The organism is Rossellomorea sp. YZS02, assembly GCF_033963925.1.
Classification (GTDB): domain Bacteria; phylum Bacillota; class Bacilli; order Bacillales; family Bacillaceae_B; genus Rossellomorea.
This window is the reverse complement of the sequence record NZ_JAXBLY010000007.1, coordinates 1-25,537: the sequence shown is the minus strand read 5'-3', so window position 1 is coordinate 25,537 and position 25,537 is coordinate 1. Positions and strand designations below refer to the sequence as shown.

At 39.1% G+C, this 25,537-nt stretch carries 26 protein-coding genes; 18 read left to right on the top strand and 8 right to left on the bottom strand.

The window, feature by feature from the left end:
• Positions 1–85: 85 nt before the first annotated feature.
• The 3 genes from SLH55_RS08575 to SLH55_RS08565 all read left to right on the top strand — a co-directional run bounded on the left by SLH55_RS08575 (position 86) and on the right by SLH55_RS08565 (position 3,155).
• Entirely contained in the window at positions 86–685 is a 600-nt protein-coding gene (locus SLH55_RS08575) for a histidine phosphatase family protein (RefSeq protein WP_320323192.1), read from the top strand.
• Positions 686–1,239: 554 nt separating this feature from the next.
• Positions 1,240–2,646, top strand: coding sequence for an N-acetylmuramoyl-L-alanine amidase (locus SLH55_RS08570; protein WP_320323191.1), 1,407 nt, complete (start codon positions 1,240–1,242; stop codon positions 2,644–2,646).
• A 194-nt stretch (positions 2,647–2,840) separates the two neighbouring features.
• A complete protein-coding gene (locus SLH55_RS08565; RefSeq protein WP_320323190.1) occupies positions 2,841–3,155 on the top strand; it encodes a DUF3892 domain-containing protein in 315 nt (104 codons plus the stop codon).
• A 75-nt stretch (positions 3,156–3,230) separates the two neighbouring features.
• On the opposite strand, the gene SLH55_RS08560 is transcribed toward SLH55_RS08565, so the two are convergent.
• Positions 3,231–3,992, bottom strand: a complete 762-nt coding sequence (locus tag SLH55_RS08560) for an AAA family ATPase (protein ID WP_320323189.1) — start codon at positions 3,990–3,992, stop codon at positions 3,231–3,233.
• Between the two features lie 99 nt (positions 3,993–4,091).
• Complete coding sequence (locus SLH55_RS08555; RefSeq protein ID WP_219170262.1) at positions 4,092–4,325, bottom strand: hypothetical protein; 234 nt, start codon at positions 4,323–4,325, stop codon at positions 4,092–4,094.
• Positions 4,326–4,529: 204 nt separating this feature from the next.
• On the opposite strand from SLH55_RS08555, the gene SLH55_RS08550 reads away from it, so the two are divergent.
• Positions 4,530–6,005, top strand: coding sequence for a flavin monoamine oxidase family protein (locus tag SLH55_RS08550; protein ID WP_219170260.1), 1,476 nt, complete (start codon positions 4,530–4,532; stop codon positions 6,003–6,005).
• A 156-nt stretch (positions 6,006–6,161) separates the two neighbouring features.
• Positions 6,162–7,325 (top strand): stage II sporulation protein P, encoded by a 1,164-nt coding sequence (spoIIP, locus tag SLH55_RS08545; RefSeq protein ID WP_320323188.1) that lies wholly within the window; start codon positions 6,162–6,164, stop codon positions 7,323–7,325.
• A 146-nt stretch (positions 7,326–7,471) separates the two neighbouring features.
• Here the strand turns inward: spoIIP and SLH55_RS08540 are convergent, their stop codons facing one another.
• On the bottom strand, positions 7,472–7,588 hold the full coding sequence (locus tag SLH55_RS08540) for a Fur-regulated basic protein FbpA (protein ID WP_257475191.1): 117 nt from the start codon (positions 7,586–7,588) through the stop codon (positions 7,472–7,474).
• A 367-nt stretch (positions 7,589–7,955) separates the two neighbouring features.
• On the opposite strand from SLH55_RS08540, the gene SLH55_RS08535 reads away from it, so the two are divergent.
• Positions 7,956–9,350, top strand: a complete 1,395-nt coding sequence (locus tag SLH55_RS08535; protein WP_320323187.1) for a protoporphyrinogen oxidase — start codon at positions 7,956–7,958, stop codon at positions 9,348–9,350.
• Positions 9,351–9,493: 143 nt separating this feature from the next.
• Here SLH55_RS08535 and SLH55_RS08530 read toward each other — a convergent pair whose 3' ends face one another.
• Both SLH55_RS08530 and SLH55_RS08525 read right to left on the bottom strand, forming a co-directional pair.
• Positions 9,494–10,513, bottom strand: a complete 1,020-nt coding sequence (locus tag SLH55_RS08530; protein ID WP_320323186.1) for an STAS domain-containing protein — start codon at positions 10,511–10,513, stop codon at positions 9,494–9,496.
• A gap of 280 nt (positions 10,514–10,793) precedes the next feature.
• A complete protein-coding gene (locus SLH55_RS08525; RefSeq protein WP_320323185.1) occupies positions 10,794–11,555 on the bottom strand; it encodes an SDR family NAD(P)-dependent oxidoreductase in 762 nt (253 codons plus the stop codon).
• 92 nt (positions 11,556–11,647) lie between these two features.
• Between SLH55_RS08525 and SLH55_RS08520 the strand changes: the two genes are divergently transcribed.
• From SLH55_RS08520 to SLH55_RS08495, 6 genes are all read left to right on the top strand, one after another.
• Complete coding sequence (locus SLH55_RS08520) at positions 11,648–12,004, top strand: MerR family transcriptional regulator (protein ID WP_320323184.1); 357 nt, start codon at positions 11,648–11,650, stop codon at positions 12,002–12,004.
• A gap of 133 nt (positions 12,005–12,137) precedes the next feature.
• Complete coding sequence (locus SLH55_RS08515) at positions 12,138–13,259, top strand: mechanosensitive ion channel family protein (protein WP_320323183.1); 1,122 nt, start codon at positions 12,138–12,140, stop codon at positions 13,257–13,259.
• A gap of 174 nt (positions 13,260–13,433) precedes the next feature.
• On the top strand, positions 13,434–15,590 hold the full coding sequence (locus SLH55_RS08510) for a YhgE/Pip domain-containing protein (RefSeq protein WP_320323182.1): 2,157 nt from the start codon (positions 13,434–13,436) through the stop codon (positions 15,588–15,590).
• Between the two features lie 133 nt (positions 15,591–15,723).
• Entirely contained in the window at positions 15,724–16,611 is an 888-nt protein-coding gene (locus SLH55_RS08505) for a diacylglycerol kinase family lipid kinase (RefSeq protein ID WP_320323181.1), read from the top strand.
• Between the two features lie 12 nt (positions 16,612–16,623).
• On the top strand, positions 16,624–16,935 hold the full coding sequence (locus SLH55_RS08500; RefSeq protein ID WP_219170238.1) for an iron-sulfur cluster biosynthesis family protein: 312 nt from the start codon (positions 16,624–16,626) through the stop codon (positions 16,933–16,935).
• A 103-nt stretch (positions 16,936–17,038) separates the two neighbouring features.
• Positions 17,039–17,413, top strand: coding sequence for a nucleotide excision repair endonuclease (locus SLH55_RS08495; protein ID WP_219170236.1), 375 nt, complete (start codon positions 17,039–17,041; stop codon positions 17,411–17,413).
• A 72-nt stretch (positions 17,414–17,485) separates the two neighbouring features.
• On the opposite strand, the gene SLH55_RS08490 is transcribed toward SLH55_RS08495, so the two are convergent.
• Together SLH55_RS08490 and SLH55_RS08485 are read right to left on the bottom strand one after the other, a co-directional pair.
• Positions 17,486–17,929 carry a hypothetical protein gene (locus SLH55_RS08490; protein ID WP_320323180.1) on the bottom strand — a complete coding sequence of 148 codons (444 nt, stop codon included), beginning with the start codon at positions 17,927–17,929 and terminating at the stop codon, positions 17,486–17,488.
• A gap of 218 nt (positions 17,930–18,147) precedes the next feature.
• Positions 18,148–18,702, bottom strand: a complete 555-nt coding sequence (locus SLH55_RS08485) for an MEDS domain-containing protein (protein WP_320323179.1) — start codon at positions 18,700–18,702, stop codon at positions 18,148–18,150.
• A 236-nt stretch (positions 18,703–18,938) separates the two neighbouring features.
• On the opposite strand from SLH55_RS08485, the gene SLH55_RS08480 reads away from it, so the two are divergent.
• Both SLH55_RS08480 and SLH55_RS08475 read left to right on the top strand, forming a co-directional pair.
• Positions 18,939–19,466, top strand: a complete 528-nt coding sequence (locus SLH55_RS08480) for a GNAT family N-acetyltransferase (protein ID WP_219170230.1) — start codon at positions 18,939–18,941, stop codon at positions 19,464–19,466.
• 343 nt (positions 19,467–19,809) lie between these two features.
• On the top strand, positions 19,810–20,520 hold the full coding sequence (locus SLH55_RS08475; protein WP_219170228.1) for a class I SAM-dependent methyltransferase: 711 nt from the start codon (positions 19,810–19,812) through the stop codon (positions 20,518–20,520).
• Between the two features lie 65 nt (positions 20,521–20,585).
• On the opposite strand, the gene SLH55_RS08470 is transcribed toward SLH55_RS08475, so the two are convergent.
• Positions 20,586–21,464 carry a LysR family transcriptional regulator gene (locus SLH55_RS08470; RefSeq protein WP_219170226.1) on the bottom strand — a complete coding sequence of 293 codons (879 nt, stop codon included), beginning with the start codon at positions 21,462–21,464 and terminating at the stop codon, positions 20,586–20,588.
• Positions 21,465–21,572: 108 nt separating this feature from the next.
• On the opposite strand from SLH55_RS08470, the gene SLH55_RS08465 reads away from it, so the two are divergent.
• The 4 genes from SLH55_RS08465 to SLH55_RS08450 all read left to right on the top strand — a co-directional run bounded on the left by SLH55_RS08465 (position 21,573) and on the right by SLH55_RS08450 (position 25,073).
• Positions 21,573–22,667 carry a citrate synthase/methylcitrate synthase gene (locus SLH55_RS08465; RefSeq protein WP_320323178.1) on the top strand — a complete coding sequence of 365 codons (1,095 nt, stop codon included), beginning with the start codon at positions 21,573–21,575 and terminating at the stop codon, positions 22,665–22,667.
• Positions 22,668–22,943: 276 nt separating this feature from the next.
• Entirely contained in the window at positions 22,944–23,975 is a 1,032-nt protein-coding gene (locus SLH55_RS08460) for an aldo/keto reductase (RefSeq protein ID WP_320323177.1), read from the top strand.
• Positions 23,976–24,139: 164 nt separating this feature from the next.
• Entirely contained in the window at positions 24,140–24,541 is a 402-nt protein-coding gene (locus SLH55_RS08455; protein WP_320323176.1) for a hypothetical protein, read from the top strand.
• Positions 24,542–24,563: 22 nt separating this feature from the next.
• On the top strand, positions 24,564–25,073 hold the full coding sequence (locus SLH55_RS08450; RefSeq protein ID WP_320323175.1) for an NUDIX hydrolase: 510 nt from the start codon (positions 24,564–24,566) through the stop codon (positions 25,071–25,073).
• Positions 25,074–25,537 lie beyond the last annotated feature (464 nt).

Genomic DNA, 25,537 nt, shown 5'->3' with positions numbered 1-25,537 from the left:
GTTAACATACTTACGTTCACCAACCTCCATTAGTGATATTTTTAAAAGAGACAGGAGCATGAAGTGAATAATTGGAGGGGATTCCATGGAAACTGAAATTTATTTTGTTAGACACGCACACTCAGTATTCTCGTTAGAGGATGAAGAAACGAGGGGATTGTCGAAAAAAGGATGGGAAGATGCAAAGGAAGTCACCGAAATAATGATGGAAGAAAACATAGACTACATAATATCAAGTCCCTATACACGTGCCATACAAACCGTCGAAGGTCTTGCCAGGAAACTAAAGAAAGAAATTATCTTAGATGAACGTTTCAGGGAAAGAGACCTGGCTGCAAGAGATCATCATTTTGAAGATCCTTCAGAGGCTATTAAATATGTTTTTGATCATCCGCTATTTCACTACCCTGGGGGAGAATCAAATATAGAAGTGCAAGCAAGGGGGATTGAGGCTCTAAGGGAAATCATTTCAGCCCATAAAGGTAAAAAGATTGCGATAGGGGTTCACGGGCTCATCATGACCTGTACGATGAAATACTTTTCTGATCAGTATGGTCTTGATTTTTGGAAAGGAACATCTAAGCCTGATATTTATAAACTTCAATTCGATGAAAACTTTCATCTCCTCCATTGTAAACGGCTATGGGCTCAGAAAAAGGAATCTGATCTATTGAAGATTTTATAGGGTGAAAAAAGTTGTCCATTTTTTATGAAAATGAGTTGCTTGTCCTCACCATCCAGACACTTTCGACATAAAGTGTTCTATGGAGGTGATGCATTGGCAAGAAAAATACTACAATATCTTTTTCAGAGTCCATCCGTAACTCATGCCAATTTTGATCTGGGATCTCCTTCCCTCTCGAATCAGCATACTGCACAGTTTGGGGCGACCCTCAGACCCCATGTAGGAATTAAGAAACAATGGTTATAAGATCAACAATTCATACTGAAAAAATTGAAGCGATCACAGTATGAAACTCCGCCGGTCAAGTAATTCAATGATAATGAAAAAAGCGAATAAGAACGTGGATTTCGAAATACAATAGAGATAAAGATAAAAGAACCCTATAAGAAAGTCCCCTCCATAAAAATAGAAACGTACGTACAGAAAAGTGTTTCCTGCTCATTAGCGGGGAACCTTTTTTTATATGGGTAAGTGGTTCCGATAGGATAATGTCCAAGCATGCTTGTCCATATGTGAATATAGTACTATATGTCAAGCTCTTAGGAGGATGTTAATTGAAAACCATCATGATTGATCCAGGACATGGAGGGTCAGATCCAGGTGCCACTTATAAAGGAAATGAAGAAAAGAAATTCAATCTTTTGATGGCACTTGTTGTCAAAGATTTTTTGGTGTCGAAATACAATGTGAATGTACTGATGACTAGAACTGGTGACCAAACCTTATCCTTGTCCGATAGATCCAACCTTGCCAATCGTTCGAATCTGGATTTTTATTTATCCATTCACCACAATGCGGGAGGAGGGACTGGATTTGAAAGCTATGTTTACAATGGAAGCGTGCCGTCAGAAACTTTATCATATCAAGGCATTATCCACGATGAAGTGATGGCAGCCGTTAAACCATATAATGTAACAGATAGGGGAAAGAAGAGAGCAAATTTTCATGTGCTCCGTGAAACGACAATGCCGTCGGTGTTAGTTGAAGTTTTATTTGTTGATAATCAGAAGGACGTTGCACTTCTAAATGATGAAACTTTCAGACAATCAGTAGGGACTGCCCTTGCCAAAGGAGTAGCCAAAGCTCTAGCGCTACCAGCAAAAGAGTCAGGTAACAAACAGCTCTTCAAGGTCATCGCAGGCTCATTTGCTGAACGAAAGAATGCTGAAGACCGTGTCAAAGAATTGAAAGCTGGAGCATTCGAAGCTTTTATTGATACTGTGGTTGTGTCTGGTAAAACCTATTATAGAGTTCAAATAGGTGCTTTTTCCAAACGGGATAATGCAGAAGATCAAGTAAAAGCTCTAAGTCGTATCGGAATTGATGCCTTCATTTTAACAGAGGGGGCAGTTCCGAATCCGACAGAACCTCCACCAACAGAACCGCCAAAGCCTACTATGCCTCCGCAGCCACCAGGTATAGACTATTCCATTCTTGGACCATCTATTGTCCAATCCCAGCAATTAGATGATTTTGTTAAAACCGTGAATCCTTCTGCACCAATGCTGGGGAAATTCTACATCTATTACGGGGACCTATATGGTATTCGCGGAGATATAGCTTTTGCTCAAGCCATACACGAAACCAATTATTTCAGATTCACAGGACAAGTTAAACCTTCTCAAAACAATTATGCAGGGATTGGGACTACCGGACCTGGAAAAGATGGGGCGTCATTCGCCACACCTGAAGAAGGCGTGCTAGCACATATTCAGCATCTATACGCGTATGCTACCACAAAACCACTCCCGAATGGAGCGCCACTAGTCGATCCACGGTTTTCACTTGTCACCAGGGGGATTGCAAAAAACTGGACAGATTTAAATGGTAAGTGGGCTGTACCAGGAACAACGTATGGACAAAGCATTTTGTCTGTTTACAAAAGGAATCTTGAAAATGCTCTTAAAGCCATGGAAATTCAGAAAGCATTGCTTATGGATTCTCTCGAAAAATTGAAATGATTTTGGGATTAGAGTGCTGAAAGATTGGCACTCTTTTTAGCTGATTAACTATTATGGAAAGTGATTAAATGGACGAACCTCCTCAAAATAACCCGACCCATTTCGTGCAACATACATAGAGATCAATTTAAAGCGCACATAATAAATCTACGTCATAACGCAAATACTAAACATATGTTCGGGAGGTGAATTCAATGGAAGAAAAAAACTTCGAAAAAATTTATGCAGAATATAAGCAACAGGGAAAAGTTCAGGCTAAGGCGGAGATGGTTGAAGAACTTTCTTCCGGCGCTGAACAGATTATTGCCGTACGGAGAAATAACGATAATGATCTTATCGCTTTCAAAACCGAAAGCGGAAGGGAACTGGATTATTTGACTGCACTAGAAGAAGCAAAAGCCGGAAAAATCGCACATGTCGATGTGATTCATCGATATGGCAGGGATGTACTGCGAAGTGAACCGGACGGATTAAAAGAGAATAACCTTAGTGAACTTCCTTCATTTTAAGCATGAAAGAAAAACGAGCATAACTCTCCAGCGGTTATGCTCGTTTTTTGAGGGACGGACCTTTAAGACATTGTATCAATCTTCATCTTTTAATAAGTGATGCAACATTCGTTCACGGTCATCAAAAAATTGTTTCGTAATCTGATAATGACTAGTATCTTCAATGGATGTTTCATGTAACCCATTGTCGGTTAACTGTATAAGTTTAGATGATGGATAAGCCATTAGGATGGGGGAATGGGTAGCAATGATGAATTGAGAGTGATCATTAACTAGTTCGTGTATACGGGAAAGCATGGATAATTGCCTTAAAGGTGAAAGTGCAGCTTCCGGCTCATCTAGGATATAGATGCCTTTCCCCCGAAACCTATTCATAAAGGTGGAAAAAAACGCTTCTCCGTGAGATTGCTCATGCAGGGATTTACCTCCGAATGAGTCTATGATCTTTGGGACTGATAAGGGCTCACTATCCATTTCCTCGATATTTGTCGATACATTATAGAAACTTTCTGCTCTCAGGAAAAACCCATCCTGAGGTCTGTCCACCCCTCTTACTATCTTCAAATACTGATCCAGGACAGAGTATGAATCATACGTTGAAAATGAAAAGTTAAGTGTTCCCCCCTCGGCATTGAATCCAATTGCCAACGCAATCGCTTCTAGAAGTGTGGATTTGCCCATTCCATTTTCACCTACGATGAACGTCACATTCGGATGAAGGGAAAGATCCTTTAAGGAACGTATACTTGGGATATGAAAGGGATAGGAGTGAAATGAGGGGATAGTTTCCCTTTTCAGGGACACTGTTCGTATGTAAGGCTGACTGTAAAAAGACATTTTCTCGCTCCTTTTACTTTTAGCATATCATAATATATCAAAATCCAAATACTAAAAAAGCCATTACGAGAAAGAGTAATGGCTTTTCTTTATACATTATCATGAAGATTCCACAAGTAAAATACTTTCTATAGTAGTCGCCAATAGGCTGATGTCAGTAAATTCTTCCACTTTCATCGTATCCACATAAGTGATTTGAAAGCGCTCCAAGTCTAATTGATACGTTACGGTCATAATAGGTGAGTTGTCATGGTCAGATATCGTGTGAACAATCTCACTTTCCTTGAATTCCTTAAGAGTCTTGAGCATGGTTACGATATTTTCTAGCGACATTAAACATGTCTCCCTTCTACTTGCTCGAGGGATTGACTAAATACAGTCTCGTAGACCCAATGAACTTCAAGTATAACATAGATGAGTAATAATAGAAACATGCGTTCTGGAAATAACTGAAAATGTGCTTTATGTCATAGGAAACATACGTATAGATACTTAGAGGGATTCATATGATGAAAGAACAAAGGAGGCGGGTGTGAAATGGAAAATCGATTAAGCAGGGATGCCCCTTCTGAATTGAAATATCCTGATGATATGCTTTCTATTATTCGTCACGGGTTAAAGCCCACAACTTCCAAAAAGGTCATTGTCATCGGAGCAGGAATGAGTGGTCTGGTTTCAGCTTCCTTATTAAAAAAGGCCGGTCATCAAGTCACGATCCTGGAAGCCAATAAACGGATAGGAGGAAGGGTATATACAGTTCGAAAACCGTTTACCTCCGGAAATTATTTAGAAGCAGGTGCAATGAGGATCCCCGATAACCATCTTTTGGTTTTTGAGTATATCAGGAAGTTTAATCTACGATATCAACCCTTTCAGAATTCTTCACCTAGAGATCTTCTTTTAGTTAATAACATTTTGGTTACACGAAAACAGTATGAAGAAAATCCGGATATCCTGAACTATCCACTTCCTGAAGATGAGAAAGGAAAAACCGCATCTGAATTATTTTTGGAAGCGACCAAGCCCTTTATAGATTTGTACAAGAATAGTGAACATGAAGAGCAATTGAACTTGATAAAGAAATACTCGAATTATTCTATGGGACAATTTCTTTCTAATAATCCTTTTGGAAAATCTTTATCATTAAATGCAATACGAAAGATCAATGTGATTCTTGGTATAGAAGGATTTCCGGAATTTTCATTTGTCGATATATTAAAAGATATTATTTTTCCGATATTCAGAAAAGAAACAAAGTTCTATGAAATAACCGGAGGAAATGATCGTTTGCCTTATTCGTTTATGGAAGAAATACGGTCTCACATTTTCCTTAGGCAAAAAGTGACCCAAATTAAGCAATCCCCGTCGGGAGTTACTGTCCACACAATAAATCAAAAGGATGGCACTCGGGAGGAATTAAAAGGCGATTACGTGATCGTCACAGTCCCGTTCACCGTATTTCAGTTCATTGAAGTAGTACCCTATAACTCTATTTCATTCAAAAAATGGCAGGCTATCCGGGAAGTGACCAATGTGCCCTCAGTAAAGGTGGGCATCGAGTTCAGAACTCGCTTCTGGGAAGAATTGGACTATGGAAATATCGTTTCAGATCTCCCTACACGATTTACCTATATGCCAAGTCATGATATGGGAAGCAATAATCCGGGGGTAATGCTGGCGAGTTACAGTTGGGGGCAGAACGCTTTATTATGGAATAGTAAACCAAAAGAGGCTATCATCGATGAGGTTTTGCAGGATTTATCAAAGATATATGGGAACCGTGTATACTCAGAGTTCCTCAATTATTTTATATATAATTGGAGTAAAAATCCATTCTCGGCAGGTTGTTTCACACTTTACACCCCAGGTCAGGCAGCCGACATTGGAGAATATGTCCGCACACCTGAAGGGAGAATTCATTTTGCAGGTGAACACACATCATTTTTTCATGGATGGATTGAGGGTGCGGTTGAGTCAGGGGTAAGGGCAGCTTATGAAGTGAATGAAAGATAATCTTTAACGACCCTGAATGGCTGTCTTTTGCTGTGGGGAAAAAGGTCATCAGGTATTCTCGTTAGGTATTCAGACCGAAATGGACAAAATTTCTTCTACTCTTTCCGACCTCTGCATAAAGTTAACTATTAAATACTTTATATAGGGGTACTGATGATGTCGTATAAGTCTCGAAATAATAATAGCCTAGTCCCACTAGTGTTCGTTTCTATGAAAGCGGTCATCCGGATCATATTGATAGGGATCATCCTCATGTATTTAACGGTTTGGCTGATTTCTTCCACAGCCATTAAATTGAGGGTGGACAGCTTGTTTTATACTTCCGTATCCGAGCTTGTGCCTAAGGAAACATTCCTTATGCTGTTGTCACAGGAAATGACGGGATTACGCATCGAGAACAAGGATGCATTGGATCATGACTTTGATTGGTTGGAAAGCGTAACAAATGTATCACTCCTTGACCCAAGAAGTTTGTTTGGACGTGAGATACCGGGAATTGAGAACTACCATACCCACATCGCAGTTGCTGGTAAAGGAACGGATATTACCAATCTTCCGAACGAGTCGCCTGCGCCAACTGAAGACCAGCTAAAGGATCAGGAAATCGATCAGAATCAAATTGACCAGGCAAATCATAACTCAGGGGATGGAGTGGAAGAAATTGACGAGAAGTCTGTCTTTATCTATCACTCTCACAGTTGGGAAGCTTTCAGCCCTTTGATTAAAAACAATGATTCAAAAGACCCTGCGAGTACAAACGAAAAGGTGAACGTGATTGCAGTAGGATCAAAACTGAAACAAGAGCTTGAATCACGGGGAATCGGAGCTGTTCAGGACAAGACAGATGTAAATCAGGCATTGAAAAATAAATCATGGACCTATTTTGAATCCTATAAGTTAACAAGGGGACTGGTTCAGGAGGCCATCGCACAAGATCAGAACTTAACCTACTTAATTGATATCCATCGGGACTCCCAACCAAGAAATATAACAACCAAGACCATTAGTGGTAAAAACTATGCGCGTTTATTTTTTATCGTAGGCAAAGAAAATAAAAACTTTGAAAAAAATCTGAAAATCGCGAAAGAATTAAATGCTAAATTAGAAGAAAAATACCCAGGTATCAGTCGTGGAGTCTTCGTTAAAACAAAGGCGGAAGGGAATGGGGTTTATAATCAGGATCTAACAGAACGTGCTATGCTCTTGGAATTTGGTGGAGTCGAAAATAATTTGGTTGAATTATATAACTCTACCGAAGCTTTTGCGGAGATCTTTGCTGAATATTATAAGAAAGATGCTGTGGAAGTCAATGCGCAATGACTTTTGTGCATGTAAGGGTGAATAGGCAATAATATAAATAAAGATATGGGAAAGCACCAATCCATTTTCCTGGATTGGTGCTTTTCTGGCTGTTCTTTTAGATTCTTCCAATGGAATGAACCGGTATCACTGTGAGGATGACAATCTTAATGTATAGTAGGATACTCGTCCTCAAGTTCCTGTAAGCTCAGTACGAATAGTTGTTTATCTCCATTTTTAAAGAAGTTATGGACTATTAAATTGTTTACTAAATCATTTCTCAATGCAATGCTTGTGAAATTAGCACAGTGATCTACCGGATAGAATCTCTTGCTGAGTCTTCATCGGGACAGTTCCTCTGTTTTTCTGGATAAGTATTATAGGATGTAATGAAGAATCAGCCTACAAACCGGACCCGCACGAAGTCAGTATTATAAAATAAGAGAGTTCAATTGAACTCTTTTATTTTGTTCCGCTTTAGGATGAACCGATTGATAGAAGCTGCATGATTTTCTATTACATAGACCTACTATGGAATAAATAAAACTTTTTATTAATGTGATTTTTCGTATTTCTGTCAAAGATTTTTTTTGTATTCACTTTGAAACATGATAGTCTGTATACATAAACGCAATTAATGGAGTGAATGGAATGAAGAAAGTGGTCGTCGTAGGTGGGGGGATAACAGGTTTATCAGCCTTATATCACCTTAGTAAAATGTCAAGAGAACATAATTGTGAAATGGAGTTACTATTAATTGAACGGAATCACACGCTCGGTGGTAAGATCAGAACCGTAAAGGAAGGTGATTTCATCATGGAAGCAGGAGCAGATTCTATCGTTGCCCGTAACGAAGGAGTCCTTCCCCTGGTCAATGAACTCCATTTGCATGAAGAGCTTGTATACAACGAAACCGGAATATCTTACATATACACAAATGGAGAATTGCATAAGATTCCCATCGATACAATTTTCGGGATTCCTATGAGTGTGGCGGCAGTCAATGAGAGCACACTAATTTCTGAAGAAGGAAAAAAAGCAGCGCTTCTGGATCTGGAGACCATTAATACACATTTCACGAAAGAAAGTTCTATCGGTGAATTTTTGGAAGAGTTCCTTGGAAAAGAAATGGTAGAAAATCAGATTGCGCCGGTTTTATCCGGGGTTTATTCGGGTAACTTGTACAAATTGACTATGGCCTCTACTCTACCATATCTACTGGACTATAAAAATGACTATGGAAGTATCATCAAAGGGTTAGCTGCTAATAAACAGATATTCAAAGGTTCCTCCAATAAAAAATTCATATCATTTAAAAATGGCTTATCTACGATTATTAATCGCTTAGAAGAAAAATGCAGTGATGCTACTATTTTAAAAGGTGCAGAAACGCAGAATCTTCGAAGGGTGGGTAACAAGTACGAGCTCACAGTCAATGGTCATGAAAGCATTCTAGCCGACTACGTCATATTGGCTTTACCCCATGATGTTACTCAGCGCATTTTATCACATGAAAAATTAGAGCCTGAGTTCAATAAATTAAAAAATTCATCCCTTATATCGATCTATCTTGGTTTCGATGTTCCTGATAAGGAATTACCTGCCGATGGTACAGGGTATATCGTCTCTAAAGGCAGTGAAGTAAAATGTGATGCGTGTACATGGACCAGTCGTAAATGGAAGCACACATCCAGGAACGAGAATCTCCTTGTGAGACTTTTTTACAAGAGCTCGAACGGTCATTATGATGAGTTAAAAAAATTAAACGAAGAAGAATTGATGAAAGTGGCACTTGGGGATATTAAGAAGAGCGTAGGAGTCGATGCAAGTCCAATCTCGGTTGAAGTGACTGCTTGGGAAAATCTGATGCCCAATTATCACCTTGGACACAATCAATCCGTTCAGTCATTGAATGATGTCCTCTTAAGCGAAATGCCTAATGTGAAATTAGCAGGAGCGTCTTACTACGGAGTGGGGATTGGAGCCTGTATTCAAAACGGTAAAAAAACGGCGGAATCCATTCTTGAAGATATTATTATTAAATGAACTTATGAGATTCAGTTATATTAGTTGTACAATGGATTGAAGGATCACAATTAATCGTGATCCTTCTTTTTTGTAGGAATGTAGTGTTGTGAAAAATGGAATCAGGCATGACGATCACATTCCTGCCATTTCGTAATCCTATCCTACACTTTTTTAACGATTTCCATTCCTAATTGTTCAAGTGCATGGTTCACACCCTGTTGAAGAAGGGAAAAGCATGGAATGTGATTCATCCGATAACCACTTTGGGTCACTCTAATGCTTAGTTCAGAAGAGATTCCGACGAGTAAACAATTGGTCCCTAAAAGGGAGGCTGCCCCGACGAACTTCTGTATAAATGATAGGGTATAGTCATCGACACGGCTGAGACTTGTCAAGTCAATGATGAGGAACTCAGCCTTATAGCGGGGGAGATTGAGAAGTGTTTTATTCAACAATTCCTCAGCACGTATCTCGTCGTAGCGACCAACAAGTGGAACGACAAGAATGGACTCTAGTACTGGAATAATGGGAGAAGAAATCTCTTTAATGATCTCAGATAAAATCTCAGTCCGCTGCTTCGTAACACGCTCTAATTCTTCCTGTGCTGCAATTGTTTGTTCCTCAATAAGAGCGCTGACGTTCAAAGAAGGGGAGATATCCGATGCGAAAAATTCATAAACACTACAATCATCACCCTGTATCTGACTCTTGAGTACCCGATACCACATTTTGGAACCGAATATACCAGTTAATACACCAGCCCAATGGCCAGGCATAAAGGTTCCTTCTATCTCTTTTCCCTGGGCGATGTTTACTTTGTACTCCCAGCCGTTACAGAATTGGACAACGGCTTTTCTCTCATCAATTGAGTACGATAAAATTTCTGTGATTCCCCATCCGGCAGTTACGTAAGTGTTGGGTAATTTATCAAGAATCTCGTCAGGCTTTCCGATGGAATCAAGGTAAAAGTCACTTACGATAAGTCCTGTACGGTATCCGGCTGTTTCGAGCACCAGTCTCGCTTCCTTTTCGCCAGCGATTTCCTCAATGGAGTCAATTAACGTTTTAAAAGCAGTATTCACCCAAAATAAAACCACTTCGTCATTTTCAAATGTTATGGAACCTTTTTCTAAATCCCAATCAAATAGAGATCCATTCACATCAATATCAAATTTTTGCATGCCCTATACCCCCATTAACAACAGTATCGAATTTGTTTATATGTACAAATAACTCAAATATGTTTCTTATACCCTGATGTAATGATGAATAAACCCATTCAATAGAGAAATTGAACTTTTTTACGTTTGATTTTGGAATGCTGATAGAACACCTGTCATGATTTCTTTTGTATCTTGTACAATTTTTCTATTTCTTTCGAATTGGGGAGCACGACGAAAAAAGCTCAGGATATATCCTGAGCTTAGAAAATATATTTATCTGGCAGGGAGATGGTCGGTATTATTTTCGTGATCTTTTAGCATAAGGATATAATGGGTCCACCAGACTGAACTCGTAAGTTTCACCATTCACAATCCCTACCACTTTGTCACTGTCATAAAGGTCCAGCATGAATTGTGCCATTTCCTTGGCGGTATGATATTGTGGGACGGTACCATTATATTCGAACTCGTTTACATCAAAGGAGCGTTGAGCAAACTCGGTTTCAGTCGCTGCCGGAGCCAAGACCTTCGCTTTCATATGTGCACCTTTTGAAGAAAGTTCTTGAGCGAGTCCTTCCGTGAAAGCACTTACATAGAATTTTGTTCCGCAATAAGTGACTGCATCTGCGACAATGGTGTACCCTCCTCCTGAAGAAACATTGATGAGCTGTGTGCCGGCTACATTTTCATAGTCCCGTACAAATAGGGAGGATAACACAGTCAATGCTTCGATGTTAAGCCTAAGCATGCTTTGGATTTTAGAAAGGTTTTGATCCGCTACGGAATCGAAGTTACCAAATCCCGCATTATTGATAAACGTTTCAATTTCATAAGGTTTTAAGCTGTCATAAAATGAGTAAACGTTGTCGCTTATAGATAGATCTGCTGTCATTGTGACAACATCCACTTCTGGATAAATGGATGATATCGCTTTTTTCAGCTCGTTTAACTTGTCTTCCCGTCTTGCAACAGCAATAATATTTTTCCCACGGGCTGCAAATGCAAGTGCTGCTTCATATCCGATTCCCGAACTTGCCCCCGTAATGACTGTATAATTCATGTTTCATTCCTCCTAACTTGTTATGGTACAATTTAATCCTAAGGGTTAGAGTGGACTCTAAGTCAAGTGTTTATTCATTGGAGGAAACATATATGTATAGTATCAGCGAAGCATCAGAAGTTCTTGGGGTGAATCCACACACGTTGCGTTACTACGAAAAGGAAGGGATTATAACCCCTGACCGCTCCTCGGCAGGGATTAGAAGCTATACTGATTCGCACATAAAATGGTTGAATTTCGTGATGAAGTTAAGGGAAACACAAATGCCAATTTCCGATATTAAGAAGTATACACAATTGTTCCTGGAAGGACCCCAAACAACAAAAGATCGACTAATGTTATTAGAGGATCATCAGAAAAACATACAGGAACAGATTCAAGTCCTACTGTCTACAAATGAAATGTTGAGTAAGAAGATTGATGCATATAAAGGGCTTATTGGTGAGTGAAAACAAGGTTTAATCCCCTGATTTTGTACGGGTTGGAATAATGAAAAAGGAAATATGGCTAAATCATCGTTTACACATGAATCAGAAGGGGAAAATCTATCTGTAAAAGAATAAAGGTAGTGATGTCAAAAAAATGAACAAAGAAATAGACAAAATGACAACTGATTGGTATCAAGTTATTGAACAGTTCGACTGGTTGAACCTATTAATCTTTCTGGTATACGTTGCACTCATTTTCATTATCCGAATGATCATATTATCATTCACAAAAAGGATGAAGAATAGTGATAATAAATTTTTGTTCCAAATGGACTCCCTTGTACGTTATATCTTAAATTGGATCACGACATACGGGATACTGTTATTTATGTTATTTTACTTCTCAAATTCCTCTTGGATGTTTCGTGAAATAGTGTCCGTAGGCAATGTGAAAGTGACGTTCTTTTTACTGATTATTGCCATTCTCATTATTTCAATCGCCAATAGATCCTCTTATATCATGACAAAGTATTTACTTCCTACTATTTATCAACGCTACAACTTGGATAGGGGACTTCAATTCACTTTCGATAAGATCTTTCATTACAGCATTATGGTTTTAGCGATACTCATCAGTTTGACAACAGTGGGGATCGATTTAAGTGCTTTGACTGTATTTGCAGGGATAATTGGAGTTGGGATCGGCTTCGGTCTTCAGAATATCGCATCCAATTTCATATCAGGTATTATTTTATTATTTGAACGTCCCATTAAAGTGGGAGACCGTGTCATTGTTAACGATGTGATTGGGGATGTTGAAAAGATCAATATGAGAGCAACGATTATCAAAACTTTGGATAATGAACATATCATTGTGCCCAATTCATATTTTTTAGAAGAACAGGTAGTGAATCGCTCTTATTCTGATCCGAGACTTCGGTTGGTCATACCTGTCGGAGTGTCGTATGGTAGTGATGTTGAGCAGGTGAGAAATCTTTTATTAAAGGTTGCAGAAGAAGAAGAAATCGAATCCGACACCGTTCTGTTAGAGCCTAAACCTTTTGTGAACTTTGTTGGGTTTGGCAGTTCTTCTTTGGATTTTGAGCTCTTTGTGTGGATTACGAATCCAGATAAAGTCATTTTAATCAAGAGCAACTTACATTTTCGAATATACAAAACCCTTCAGGAACACGAAATTGAGATACCCTTTCCACAACAAGACCTTCATCTGCGGAGTATAGATGAGGAAGTGGTAAATGTATTAAAAAAACATTGAGCTTCCCCATTTTCGAATAAATGCTAATGGTGATGAATGATATGAGAAGATGCCTTATACCGAAGGCATCTTCTCTTTTTGACTTCCAGTATTTAATCATTGTGGTAGTGAGGAAATAGAAGATGGGCATACTAAGGGCCAGACTAAAAGTTCGGGACAAAGGTAGGATTTGAAATGAAAAACATCTGGCGTATTTTCTCAAGAGATATGATAAATGTATCAAGAAACGGAGTTGCAGCCTTTTTGATAGGTGGATTGATGCTATTACCTTCTTTATATGCATGGTTCAACATCGAAGCTTCCTGGGATCCTTACAGCAAGACGGATAAGCTTCCTGTTGGAATTGTAAATGAAGATAATGGTGCGAAAATTAGAGAACAAGAAATAAATATCGGAAAGGATCTCGTAAAGGAATTGAGGAAAAACGACGACATGAACTGGCAGTTTGTTGATAAGAAGAAGGCGATGGATCGTGTGGAATACGGGGATTATTTTGCAGTTATCATCATTCCAGAAGATTTTTCCAGTAAGTTAGCCACTGTCATCGAGGATCAACCTGAAAAAGCCGGACTGGAGTACTACGTAAATGAAAAAATTAATGCCATCGCTCCTAAAATTACGGAATCTGGAGCAGGTGGTATAGTTGACAAAATCACCAGTTCATTTATTTCAACCGTAAACGGAACTATTTTCGAGTTGTTTAATGAGCTGGGTATCGAGATTGAAAAGGACCTTCCCGATATCAAAAGATTTGAAGAGTACGTATTTAAGATCGATGAGAAGCTACCAGAGATTGGTGACGTCTTAAATGAATCTTTAGCAGATGCCAAAAGTGCCCAAGGAATTATCGATGAAGCACAAAGAGGGATACCGGATGCCAAGCGTTTGACGAATCAAGGACTCGACACGATTGACCAGACAACCGCTTTTCTAAAGAAAGCTGAGGACCGATTAAATAAGGTCGCTCCCGGCATTCAAAAAGATTTGGAAAACGTACAAGATATGGCTGCTAAGGTGAACGACTTCGTCCAGCAGATACAATCATCCGAAATCGACCTTAGTGGAGCAGAAACCATTAATAATCAAATAAAAGAGAGACTTTCAACTTCAATACAAACAATCGATACGATTGAATCTTCCTTAAAGTTTTTGCAAAATAATGAAGAAAATCAAAATCAGGAACAAATAAAACAAGCTCTCATCAAGCTCGATATGGTCAAGCAGGAAATACAGACGGTTCAACAAGAAGGGCAGAAACTAAATGCCTTTCTTACAACAAAGCAACACGACGTGGACAATGTAATAACCAGCATCAAAGAACGTGCTGTCAAAACGAAATCTGAAATAGATGCCTTTATAAACGAATATAAACAAACGATTGAACCGGCAGTCCTGGATGAGGTAGCATCAGCCAAGGGAACATTGAATGAAGCAAGAAGGATTCTTCAAGACATCCAGAGTACGATTCCAAAAGTACAGCGCATTCTTTCTAATACAGAAGGTAATATCGATAAAGGAACTGAGACCCTTCAGCGCGTGATGCAACAATATCCCTATGTAAAAGAAAAAATCAGCCAGTTGGCCGATCGTATCAGGGACATTCAAGGAAAAACGGATATTAATGAAATCATTAGTCTCTTACAAAATGATCCAACGCTTGAGAAAAGCTTTTTTGAAGAGCCAGTAGTTCTAAACAAGAACAGTTTATTCCCGATCGAAAATTACGGAGCGGCAATGACACCATTTTATACCGTTCTGGCCATTTGGGTAGGTGCGCTCCTTCTGATTTCCCTTTTAGCTACAGAGGTGTTAGGTGAGCATGAATTTTCAGAACCACAAATCTATTTTGGTAAGCTTTTAACATTTCTTAGTATAGGATTAATTCAAGCAATGGTCGTAACAGTTGGTGATATCTATGTTTTAGGAGTGCACATCGCTGAACCAATTTGGTTTATATTATTCGGATTATTCATCAGCTTCATTTTTATGATTGTCGTTTATACGTTGGTGTCTGTGTTTGGTAACGTCGGGAAAGCGATGGCGATCGTGCTGCTTGTTCTGCAAATTGCAGGGGCAGGCGGGACTTATCCAGTGGCTCTTTTACCAACATTTTTTCAAACGATTCATCCCTTTTTGCCATTCTCATATGCCATCGATCTCATGAGGGAAGCCGTAGGTGGTATCATTTGGGAGAGGGCGTATCGGGATATTTTGATACTTGGACTTTTTGGTGTGCTTGCTATACTCTTCGGAGCGTTCCTTAAGGGACCACTAAGTAAGCGTACTAAAGCATTTATGAGAAAATCGAAAGAGTCGGGCTTGTTTCATTAACCTAGAAATATATATGGGTAAACCTTTACTATTTAATAACTCTACTTTCGTTTCATTCCTTATGGAGAAGGATTGCTCTCTTTCCAAATAGGGTATACCTCAATTGAATACATACACAAAGGGAGGAACCATCGTGAAGCAAGCCATGCTCATTGTAAATCCATCTTCAGGGAAGGAACTTGGGAAACAGTATAGTGATCATGCTCTTAAGACCATGAACGAAATGGGATATGAAACAGAAGTACGGGAGACCAAAGGAGAAGGAGATGCTAAGGAATTTGCAAGGGAAGCGTGTGATGGCAAATTAGAATTTGTCGCAGTATTGGGAGGGGATGGAACAATCAGTGAAGTCATTAACGGAATGGCTGAACAGGAGAATCGTCCATTAATTGGCCTAATCCCACTCGGGACGGTCAATGATTTTGCACGTGCACTCAATATTCCAATGAATCCCGAAGAGGCAATTGATATCTTCAAACAGAATCATGTGCAGAGAACCGATATCGGAAAGATCAATGGGCGATTCTTCATCAATATTGTAGCCGTGGGTGCATTGGCTGAGGCTTCGTTCTCCACTCCCATCGAGCAGAAATCAAAGCTTGGTCCACTCGCATATATAATAGAAGGAATGAAGAAAATGAAAGAAAAACAGCCTTTCGAGCTAAGTGTTCAATCCGACCATGACTGGAAAGGAGATTCCCTATTGATGCTAGTGGCCCTCACTAATTCTGTGGGCGGGATGGAAACGATAGCACCAGATGCTGAAGTTAATGATGGAATGCTTCATGTATTTATCATTAAAGATATCGCATTGCCTCAATTCCTTATGCTCATTCCAAAGGTTTTGTCTGGTGAGTTAGCCGATAGTGAGCACGTCCACTATATTAAAACAACCAAACTGGAAGCATCATCCACCTATGAAATGATTGCAAATGTGGATGGTGACGAAGGGGATAAGCTTCCCGTAGAAATTGAGAATTTAAAGCAACATTTAGACATACTCATTCCATTAAAAGAGTAGGAGGAGATTCGAATGGATCTAGAAGTCACTCAGACAGCGAAAAAGAAATTAAACGAAATCCCCGAAGACAAAATCATTCAATTATCATTTGATAAAGGAAGCTGCGACATTGTCGATAATGTCTATGAAATGAAAGTAGTAGAACGAAGAGAACCAGCATCCTATGAAAAAATGATCAATTCCGAAAACCTTGAGTTTATCGTTGACGATCATTTCGAAGAAACATACGACCATGAACTGACGATTGACTTCAGAGATAATTTCTTTATATTTAAAAACAAGAATCAAACATTTAACAATCGTATCGGACTACGTTATTTATAAGGTGATTTTCGCTTTTTTTATCGTTAAGTGCAACGTTGTATAGTAATTCAAACCTTTATATGTTACCATTACCTCTTAGAGCAAACAAAGGACGTGAACATTCATGATTAAGATTCAAATCCCACAAGCGGATATATCCATAACGGAACGCAAACAGCCAAGAGGCTCAGAAGAACCAAAAATCAAAAGCATACAAGGCTTTATCGACCTTCATGAAATTCCAAGAGACAAGGGCGGAATCATCTTATTCTACAATATTAATGATGAGCTTTTATTCGTAGGTAAGGCCAGGAAGCTGAGACAAAGAGTCAAAAAGCATCTTGAAGATACAGTGTCTCCATTACGAAATCATAGAGGCGAAGTCTACCGTATCGATGTAGCCATAGTAGAGGACGCAATGGATCGCGACATATATGAGACATATATCATTAATAAATTACAAGCTAAATATAATGTAGATAAAGTTTTTTATAAGTGAAGAATAAAAAGGGACTCTGGTCTGAGCTAAGACCACGGTCCCTTTTTGAATGTATTCAGCAGGTGTTATTTCTTAATCATTCCACTCAGCATATTGCGGATTCCATTTCACAAGCAACTCTTCTTTCACCCCAAAGTACGTTGTATCCGTCCGATCTGTCACCCCATAATAAACCGTATAACCTTCATCGTCCCAAATGGTGTTGATGGATACGATAACAGAAGATCTCTGCACCCCTGCCACTTCGATATTGACCGACTGATTCAACCCAAATAGCGTTACATAGCTGATTTCAGATCTTCTAATCGAAGGAGGGGATGGGCAATCTTCAATATTCACGTATTTCTTTTTCCCATTAAGTATGTCATAGGTAATTAAAGATTTACCAGGTTTCATCCAATAAACTATCCGTACTATACGCCCAGCCTTCAGGGACGTTCTGTTATCCGTTCCAAGAAAGAGATCATCATACTTTATGACTTCATTCAGCCCAATGGGATTAATGAATCCCTCCACAAGGACACCTCCTAGGTATAACTATTGCATGTACTACAGTTATACTTACTGAAGGAAGGGCACAGATAGAACGAACAAATAAAAAAACAGCGGATAAAGGTTTAATGTTAAAATAAGGATATACCGGCGATTCAGATCAATATAATCTTCTATTAAAATGCTCTGCAGAGTATGATCAAAAAAACCCGTCTAATCGACGGGTCTTCAAGAGTAATTTATTATCTTTTATACGCCATCGAAAGGCTGAGGACATCGTCGGTCATTACAAACTGATGTACCTCTTCCAGTGCTAGTATCAAGGTATTCGACAGCCTGTTTTGGGAATAGGCGCAGACTGAAAGTAAGCCTTCCTGCAGAACATAATCATCAGCCGTTGATTCAAATTCTTTAAGGAGAGCTGTTTCAGGTTCTTTTGAAGTCCATTCGACGTGAGCCCATGTTCTAATAGAAGGATTGAAATTTTTTATAACGGTTAGATCCCTCTGGAAGTTCCTGAGAATATTTTGAGTGTTAAAATCACCATTTAAAAAGTAGTAGTCAAAGTTATCAACTAAGGAGATGGATGATACCTGTTCTGGTGTAAACAACATGTTCATTCTACTTTTAACTTTTGTGATATTCCTCATGCTTTCTATTATCAGCATATGTTGATTATTTTCCAAACCAGCGCGAATAAAAATCATAAGGTTCCGAATATAAGCATTATCTTCCTGAAATTGATAAAAGACATGACCTTTGTGCAACGTTTCCAATTTTTCATTTAACACTTCCATATATCCTCACCTCTCAATCGAATGGAAATCTTGGCCTCAGGGAATCATTTACCTTGTCCTTAAAAGGTTGGTTACATTTAGCATAACATAATCAATTGTCTAACTATACAGGTTTATTGCTGAGTAGTTGCACTATTAACATTCCATCCTTAAGAAAATAGGAGTTGTCAAAAAACCTCTGTTTCACGAACTGCCACTGATGGAAGCTATAGATAAATCAAAAGGAGGTAAAGTGAATGAAAGTTCATTTCAAAAAATTAGTTAATCCTGACACGGAAATCGTCAAGACATTGAATAAGTGGGATAATCATCCGGATTTAATTCACCTCATCCGCCCAAATCGAAACGGGGAGGAACTTGAAAAGCGGTCACATATGACATTGGATGAATTAAGAAGTCGACTGAATTCTCACCATATTTATCTTATATACTTGGGTGATAAGCTTGTGGGAGAAATGAATTACATGATCGATCCAGGTCACCTTCATAAAAAAGTGAAGGGAACTGCTTGGCTGGGCATTACAATCGGTGAACCCGAGGGAAGAGGTAAGGGTATAGGGTTTGAAGCTATCCAATATCTGGAGAATGAGATTAGAAAGGAGGGACTACTCCGGATTGAACTTGGAGTCTTTGAGTTTAATCGTAATGCACACAGGCTGTACGAAAAGCTTGGATACGAGGAGATAGCGAGAATACCTGGCTTTACTTATTGGAATGAAAAAATGTGGGCTGATGTACGCATGGAGAAAGACTTATTAAGATAGCTGAAAATCATGTATAAACAGACCAGGGAACAAGCGTCATTCTTTTATCTTATATAATGTTACGTTTGTGTAACAAATATGACAAAGTAAGAGTCCGATAGATTTTATCTGTCTCATTCAGAATGTCCAGATTGACTCTCAACGAATTAAAGGAAATTTGAATATATTCCCTTCAGCAGTATCTCCTTACTCCATATTGGGTCTTCTGGCTGTTTTAAAGCATAGACATACCTCATCTTTAATCTTGGGATTCTGCCAAATATAACTTTATTGTAAAAACGTCGTAACCTTCCTATTCTTGTCATAAAGTACAATGGAATTAGATTGAAAAGGAGGGAAATACATGCAAGAAACCATTCACCATTATGATGATTTATTGAGAATGCTGGATTCATTTTTACGGGAGCCGGCTCCATTTTGGGATGAGTTTTTTTCTGATCGTGAGAAATCCGTCCCTATATTTGTTAACGCACCAGACGAAAACCTGGCCTCTTATTTAAAGAGCGGAATCATCACCTGTGGCAGGGTACTTGAACTCGGTTGTGGACCAGGAAGGAATGCCATTTATCTGGCAGAAAACGGCTTTGAAGTAGATGCAGTTGACGTGTCAAAGACATCTCTTGATTGGGCTAAGGAACGAGCGGATGAAAGAAATCTTTCCATAAACTTTTTTCACCGAAATATTTTTGATTTTGAAATTGAGAATGGAAAGTACGATTTTATTTACGATTCAGGGTGTTTTCATCATATTGCTCCTCATAGAAGGATAAGTTACATAAACCTTATAGAAAGAGCATTAAGGCCAGAAGGATACTTTGGTATCACGTGTTTTCATCAGGGTGGGAGTTTAGGAGGTTCTGCTATATCAGATTGGGAAGTATATCGAAAAGGTTCTCTTATGGGTGGACTGGGATATACAGAGGGCAGGCTGACAGATGTCTTTCATTCGTTGAAACCCATAGAAATTAGAAAAATGATCGATCAAAACGAGTCAGAAAACCTTTTCGGTGCATCGGACTTACTGACTGGACTTTTTCAAAAAGGAATTAAATAAAGTGTAAAGTATACATTTAAAGAGAAGATATGCTCAGCCCGTTCTGATCATATCTTCTCTTTCTTTTATAACCTGAAACGAGACAGAAAACGTAATAATTCCTTTTGCACTCCATGTTGATATTTTAAGATGGCGTAAGTTTTAGCCACCGGCATGGGAAAAGACTTTGTTTCAACTTCCAAGAGTCTTCCTTCCAGCAGCTCTCTCCTTACTGTAGATGCAGGAAGATAGGAAATACCCAGTCCTTCTGTTATAAATCGTTTTGTGATATGTGTTTGCGACACCTTCATCATCCTGGTTTTTGGATAAAATTGTTTGATCGTATAACAAAGATCATCCCAATAAGCAGGATGATTATGGGTCAACAGGTAATTCGATGCCAATAACTCCTCTTCTTCCAACGGAGGTGCTGATTCAAAATCCCTTCCATCATGGGGAGCCACCATAATGACTTTATCAGTAAACAACAGAGTTTGTTCAAGCTCAGGACTAAAGCAGGGAAGACAGGAAAGACCGATATCGACCCTTTCTTCCAAAACAGCCTTCTCTATTTCATCCGACTCAATGATTTCAACCGATATTTCTACCTGGGGATGATTTTCTAAAAACTGTTTTAAGACAAAAGGTAAAACATTATCAGCAATCAGGGGGGATATAGCCATTTTAAGCGTTTTAGTATATCCCTGACTTATAGATTGCAGAGCAGTAATTCCTTCTTCATAGATTTCAATCAATCTTTTGGCATGTTTAAGATAGCTCCTCCCGGCTTCCGTCAACTTAATCTTCTTTCCTTCTCTTTCAAACAGCTTGACCCCAAGTTTCTTCTCAAGTTGTTTTATATGAACGGTAACCGTCGGCTGAGAGATGTATAATCGCTCAGCCGCTTTTCTGAAATGACTGAATTCAGCAGCGGAAATAAACGTTTTCACTACATTTAAGTCCATGTTTACACCCCCTTGATTCATTAATAACCGTAATCAAATAATTTAAATATATTTAATTTTCATAATTATATATCCATTATACAATAAATGTAACAAAGCAAAAAGGGGATGAAATGGATGTATAGCAAAGGATTAAAAGGTATTATCGCAGCACAAACATCGATCAGTCATATCAATGGCCAGGAAGGTGTCCTCCTATATAGGGGATATGATATAGGAGAAGTCAGTCACTTGTCATTTGAAGAAGCAGCCTTCTTATTATGGCACAGCCATCTTCCGAATGAGGAGGATGCAATGAAGATCCAAAAGGAACTGAGCACATACAGATATTTGACACCTGAGATGAAATCCATACTTCATGCTTTGCCAGAAGATATGGATATAATGAGTGTGTTAAGAACTGTCGTTTCTTCCGAGGGGTCAGCAGAATACAAATGGAAGCCCACGATTGAGCAGGCAATGAGATTGACGGCAGTCACTCCAGCCATTATTGCCTACCGATTTAATATGATAATGGATAGACCGCTAATCGATCCCGATCCACAGCTAAACCATGTAGAGAACTATCTATATATGCTGACAGGGAACAATCCGTCCAAAGCAGTTACAGAGGCATTGGAAGCATACATGGTGTTGACTCTGGAGCATGGAATGAATGCCTCTGCCTTCTCGGCAAGGGTAACAGCTTCAACGGAATCTGATCTAGTTTCAGCCATCACTTCTGCCATCGGAACGATGAAAGGGCCACTACACGGGGGAGCACCATCCGGGGTCATTGACTTACTAAACGAAATTGGTACGGTAGAGAAGGCAGAAAATATTATTAGAAGAAAATTACTGAAAGGAGAAAAACTGATGGGATTTGGTCACCGTGTATATAAAACACATGATCCAAGAGCCATTGCCCTAAAAAAGCGACTTGTAGAAAATTCTGGGGATGATCAGTCACTGGATCTTTCACTCCATGTGGAGAAAAAGGCAGTCGAACTTTTAGCTGAACTCAAGCCGGGTAGATCTCTATATACAAATGTTGAGTTTTACGCAGCCGCCATCATGAAGTCGATCCATCTCCCTTCGGATCTCTTCACACCGACATTCACCGCCAGCCGCATCGTCGGATGGACAGCTCATGTAATGGAGCAGGCAGAAAACAATTCAATCTACCGACCGCAATCAGAGTATATAGGTAGACGACTAGGTTGAAAAAACGCTAGTAAAGAAACTGACAGGTAAACGCCTATCAGATAAGAGTGCTACGGTGGGACAAGAGTAAAATTCCTTCTGCAAGAGTATTCGACTTAGGGGAAGATGCTTGTCGTTTTAAAGATAAATAAAATAGCATAAAAAATATAGACAGCCCCAGACGTCATTTGATCTGGGGCTGTCTATATTTTCATTATACCAAATAACCCATTAAAATATGAGCCTTTTATTTGGATTATTTATCCAATAAACTGAGTGAAGAGGGGGAATCATGTTATGATAAGCGGCTATGCAACACTGAATGAAACGAGTAGGCATTGTCACAAATTCAATTTACCGTATCGTCGATCTTCCAGATTTCTTGTATCTCCAATTGCTATAGGTACCCACCTTGGTGAGATGAATGAAGAAGATTCTAGGCTGTACAAGGAAGGAATACAATACGCGTTGAAAAACGGAATCAATTTTATTGATACTGCCATTAACTACCGCGGGATGCGATCGGAACGGGATATCGGATGCGTGTTAAATGATTTGATTCTTTCTAAGAAAATACTAAACCGTGAGGCTGTTATCGTTTCATCAAAAGCAGGTATCATACCCGGGGATGTCATGGAGAATCTTGTACCGAAGGATTATCTTCAGAAGAAATTGCTGGAGCCTGGTATCATTCAGGAAAGTGACCTTAATGAGTTTCAGCATCAGAGACATGTTCTGAATCCAAGCTACTATAAGTTTGCAATCGCCAAAAGTAAACAACATCTTAACCTCGATACAATCGACATTTACTATGTTCACAATCCGGAAATCTCCATGATGACCCTTGAGCCTGAAACCTTTTATAACCATTTGGAAAATCTTTTTTTAACTTTAGAATCTCAAGTTCAACTTGGGAATATTCGATATTATGGTATAGCCACGTGGAATGGATTTTTAAAATCACCGGATGAAAAAGGGTTTATATCCCTTGAAGAAGTGATGAATAAAGCCAAGGCAGTTGCAGGAGATGATCATCATTTTCAATTTATCCAATATCCTTTAAATAAGAAGATCTCTCAATCGTTAACCTTCAAAAATCAACGAATCCAAAATAAAATGTACAGCTTATTACATGCTGCAGAAGAATTGGGACTATTATCCACTACCAGTGCTCCCTTTCAGCTGGGAAAAGTATTCGGTAAAGATGTAAATCCTAAGAGATTGTTAATTGATATCATACGAACGAAAGGGATTTTTTCGACGATGGTAGGGATGAAACAAATAAAGCATATTCGAGAAAATATCGAATCAATTTCAATGCTTGAATGAAATCGATTTTTTTGATGCCCTATGTGGATGACAGTTTCCATGTTGAAGGATCATGCTGGAATGAAATAATCGCCCATGCAATTGGAGGATATTGGGATACCTTGTCGAATTGAAGGTATATGGGTTAATTTTTGAAACTAAATATAAAATAAAGGAGAATAGCCTTGTTAAAACTTCAACATATTCATAAATCAATGGATTACAAGAAAGCGTTGATCACTCACCTGGTTGATCAAAAGCAACAATTAGACGAAGGATTGATTCCTGAAAAGTCGATTGTACTCACACAGTGCAGTCTTCAAGTCTTAACTCAAACTGCCTTGATTGAGGGTGAAGTCAATCTATTTGACGGGGACGAAGAGAAGCAGACATTTCTTGAATATGGGCTCGATCGATTCGGGGAAGAACTCCTTGAACTTCCACCTGAGATGAGGGCTGCTAATGTTACGGCTCCTATTCATATTAAAAATGTTCGATTTCGATCTCTTGCTGCCCCCGAATCTATTATGGAGATGCATGAAATGATTGTCTTTTCCGACCAGGTTGTTGGATTAACCATCATTTAATACATGTAAAGGAGAGTTACTATTGTTTGAAACCGAATTAGGAAAACCGAAAAGCGAGACATCCCCATATAAAATGAAGTACAGGACTGCCGTTAAAGCAGTCATCTTTCAAGATCATAACATTCTTCTAATGCATTCGAATCGCGGTGATTATAAATTTCCTGGAGGCGGTGTTGAAGAAGGTGAAACTTTATCAGCTGCCCTTAGGAGGGAGGTGGCTGAAGAAACCGGGTTCATACACTGTTTAGTGAAAGAGCCTGTTGGAGTCGTGACACAAAGACATATGGACCTATTTGAAGAGGATACGGTATTTGAAATGACGTCACACTATTTTCATTGTGAACTATCAGATGATGATAGAATCCCTCAACAGTTAGAAGGATACGAGAAAGAACTTCAGATGATTCCCAAATGGGTCACCTTGAAAGAAGCCATTGATAGCAATGAGAGGTTGATGGACCGGTTTGAGAACAATCGATGGATTGTAAGGGAGAACTTTGTTTTGGAAGAATTGAAGAAATTATATAAATGATTTCGGGAAGAAACACTTATCTGAATCAGGATAGGTGTTTTTTTAATAAGGCTGTTTTCGCAAAGATTGTTGCTATTCGCAAATAAACTAAGATGATGCTCTGTCATTTAAGTTGTGGTGCAGGAGGGTGAAGGGAACAGTCCCGCTTTCCACGGACGTTCGGCCGAGCCTCCTCAGCAAAAACCGCTTCCGGGGTTTCTCGGTACGCCCGTTTTCCGTAGGAGTCTACGCAGTTCCCTTCACCCTCTAAAGTAGTATGTAGTTGACAGAGCAAAATAGTTTGTGACCATAAGTTTAAAAAGAGTAAGGGACTATGAGATAAAATGAGTAACTACAACGAATGAAAAAGCAGTGGCATATGTAATCTCCACATTTCCTTTGTGATAGTCAAACTTTTCGTCAGTTGATTGGAGCGGAAGGTGCTCGACTCCTGCGGGAAACGCTGGACAGGTGAGACCCCGCAG

Coding starts and splice junctions, on each gene's coding strand:
- SLH55_RS08560 (WP_320323189.1), bottom strand. CDS start 3,992: ATGTCTTTTTACAGTCAGCCTTACATACGAACAGTGTCCCTGAAAAGG.
- spoIIP (WP_320323188.1), top strand. CDS start 6,162: ATGTCGTATAAGTCTCGAAATAATAATAGCCTAGTCCCACTAGTGTTC.
- SLH55_RS08525 (WP_320323185.1), bottom strand. CDS start 11,555: ATGAATTATACAGTCATTACGGGGGCAAGTTCGGGAATCGGATATGAA.
- SLH55_RS08550 (WP_219170260.1), top strand. CDS start 4,530: ATGGAAAATCGATTAAGCAGGGATGCCCCTTCTGAATTGAAATATCCT.
- SLH55_RS08555 (WP_219170262.1), bottom strand. CDS start 4,325: ATGTCGCTAGAAAATATCGTAACCATGCTCAAGACTCTTAAGGAATTC.
- SLH55_RS08500 (WP_219170238.1), top strand. CDS start 16,624: ATGGATCTAGAAGTCACTCAGACAGCGAAAAAGAAATTAAACGAAATC.
- SLH55_RS08485 (WP_320323179.1), bottom strand. CDS start 18,702: ATGGAAGTGTTAAATGAAAAATTGGAAACGTTGCACAAAGGTCATGTC.
- SLH55_RS08460 (WP_320323177.1), top strand. CDS start 22,944: ATGATAAGCGGCTATGCAACACTGAATGAAACGAGTAGGCATTGTCAC.
- SLH55_RS08510 (WP_320323182.1), top strand. CDS start 13,434: ATGAAAAACATCTGGCGTATTTTCTCAAGAGATATGATAAATGTATCA.
- SLH55_RS08480 (WP_219170230.1), top strand. CDS start 18,939: ATGAAAGTTCATTTCAAAAAATTAGTTAATCCTGACACGGAAATCGTC.
- SLH55_RS08535 (WP_320323187.1), top strand. CDS start 7,956: ATGAAGAAAGTGGTCGTCGTAGGTGGGGGGATAACAGGTTTATCAGCC.
- SLH55_RS08515 (WP_320323183.1), top strand. CDS start 12,138: ATGAACAAAGAAATAGACAAAATGACAACTGATTGGTATCAAGTTATT.
- SLH55_RS08520 (WP_320323184.1), top strand. CDS start 11,648: ATGTATAGTATCAGCGAAGCATCAGAAGTTCTTGGGGTGAATCCACAC.
- SLH55_RS08465 (WP_320323178.1), top strand. CDS start 21,573: ATGAAATGGATGTATAGCAAAGGATTAAAAGGTATTATCGCAGCACAA.
- SLH55_RS08470 (WP_219170226.1), bottom strand. CDS start 21,464: ATGGACTTAAATGTAGTGAAAACGTTTATTTCCGCTGCTGAATTCAGT.
- SLH55_RS08495 (WP_219170236.1), top strand. CDS start 17,039: ATGATTAAGATTCAAATCCCACAAGCGGATATATCCATAACGGAACGC.
- SLH55_RS08530 (WP_320323186.1), bottom strand. CDS start 10,513: ATGCAAAAATTTGATATTGATGTGAATGGATCTCTATTTGATTGGGAT.
- SLH55_RS08575 (WP_320323192.1), top strand. CDS start 86: ATGGAAACTGAAATTTATTTTGTTAGACACGCACACTCAGTATTCTCG.
- SLH55_RS08565 (WP_320323190.1), top strand. CDS start 2,841: ATGGAAGAAAAAAACTTCGAAAAAATTTATGCAGAATATAAGCAACAG.
- SLH55_RS08475 (WP_219170228.1), top strand. CDS start 19,810: ATGCAAGAAACCATTCACCATTATGATGATTTATTGAGAATGCTGGAT.